The sequence below is a fragment of the Neisseria sp. GT4A_CT1 genome (genome assembly GCF_000227275.1).
Classification (GTDB): domain Bacteria; phylum Pseudomonadota; class Gammaproteobacteria; order Burkholderiales; family Neisseriaceae; genus Neisseria.
This window is the reverse complement of the sequence record NZ_JH164966.1, coordinates 164,836-166,712: the sequence shown is the minus strand read 5'-3', so window position 1 is coordinate 166,712 and position 1,877 is coordinate 164,836. Positions and strand designations below refer to the sequence as shown.

The 1,877-nt window shown below is 45.0% G+C and carries 1 protein-coding gene and 1 pseudogene; both read right to left on the bottom strand.

Annotated features, from left to right (window positions below):
• Positions 1-762 (bottom strand): annotated as a pseudogene (locus HMPREF1028_RS05485) (calcium-binding protein); the annotation flags it as partial.
• Between the two features lie 334 nt (positions 763-1,096).
• The coding region (locus HMPREF1028_RS05480; protein WP_009311795.1) for a calcium-binding protein at positions 1,097-1,877 on the bottom strand (781 nt) is incomplete at its 5' end.

The window sequence follows — 1,877 nt, the reverse complement described above, 5'->3', positions numbered from 1 at the left end:
GCGTGTCGTTTCCACGACCACCGCTACAAACGATTGTTGCCGCTGTTGCCTATCAGGGTATTGTCGGAGTTGTTGCCGAAACCGTAATTGTTGCCGTAGCCTGTCAGTGTCTAGGTTTTCGACGTTGGTTGGGGCTATGTAAGAAACGCTGCTGTAAATGGTATCGGTACCTTCTCCCCACCATTCGGTAACCGTATCGTTCACATTATCTACATAGTAAATATCATCTCCGTATCCTCCGCTCATGCTGTCTGCACCGCTGCCACCGTCTAAAGTGTCGTTGCCGTATCCACCATCGAGCAGGTCGTTTCCTTCTCCTCCTTGTAGCACGTCATTTCCACTACCTCCGTAAAGATAGTCGCGATCATCGCCGCCCATCAGCAGGTCGTTACCGTCCATGCCGTGTAGCGTGTCATTACCACGACCACCGCTTAAGCGGTTGTTGCCACTATTGCCTATCAGGGTGTTATTTGAGTTGTTGCCGAAACCGTAATTGTTGCCGTAGCCGGTCAGTGTCAGGTTTTCGACGTGTGTCGGTAAGGTAAAGTCCGTATCAGCATAAACCGTATCGTTGCCTTCATATTCATATTCAACGATGGTGTCACCTGCATTTTTACTGTGGTAAACATCGTTGCCTAAGCCGCCGTAGAATACGGTATGCCCGAGACTGCCATATAAAACGTCATCGCGGGTCGTGCCTTTAATGACGACGGATTCATTGTTTGCTATGTTATGGTATAAAGGGTGCAATGTATTGGCCATAATGGCTCTCCTTGTGAACAAGTTGCGGGGAAAAATAAATATATCTATTTGACATTAATAGATTTTTTGATTGTATGTATGATGCGGATTGTATCGGGGAATAATATGATGGAAAAGATATAATAATTTACATTATTGTTTTATATATTAATTTAAAATATGAAATAATATTTAATAGTATTTTAATGTTGAGAGGGTGGAAAAACGAAAAGGTCGTCTGAAAACTGAATTTTCAGACGACCTTTTGTTGCTATCCGTAACGAATCATGCTTTATGCGTCGTTTCCCGGTAAAAGCAGATTCGTTTTAAATGGTCTGTTCTTTTTAGCAAATCTTTAGCCGATGATATTGGATGGGCCCAACCAGACAAAATCGAATTTGGCAAATATGGTGCTGCTGCTTGAACCTGCCTCACGATAAGCAAGAGTATGCTGCTCTGTATCGAAGATGAGATAAGGACGGTCTTTTTGGAGAATGACCTCAGGGTCTTTTTCAACGAACATCTTTGACCAGCTCAAATTGGCGTTGCTGCCAGTCAGCAGTGAACGCATACCAGATAGGTCGAGTTTGTCCGTATTAGGGTCAAATTCGACCACGCGATCTATACTGCCTTCACGAATATCTGATGCAGTAAAGGCAACGGTGTCGTTGCCTTCACCTGTGATGATGGTGTCGCTACCCGAGCCGCCTGCAATATAGTCATCACCGTCTCCACCGTTGAGATGGTCATTTCCATTTCCGCCTAACAGGGTGTCGTTGCCACCCATGCCGTACAGGGTATCATTGCCGTCTTCACCGCTCAGACGATTATCCCCTTTGTTGCCTGTCAAGATATTGTCATTATGGTTGCCAATACCGAAGATGTTGTTGCTACCTGTCAAAGTCAGGTTTTCAACATTTGCTGCGGCGGTGTAGGAAACGCTACTGTAAATGGTATCGGTACCTTCTCCCGATCGCTCGGTAACTGTGTCATTTACATTGTCCACATAATAGATATCATTTCCATCCCCACCAGTCATCTTGTCTACGCCGTAGCCACCGTCTAAAGTATCATTTCCATGTCCACCATCAAGTACGTCGTTGTTTTCACCACCTTCTAGGATGTCATCTCCGTTA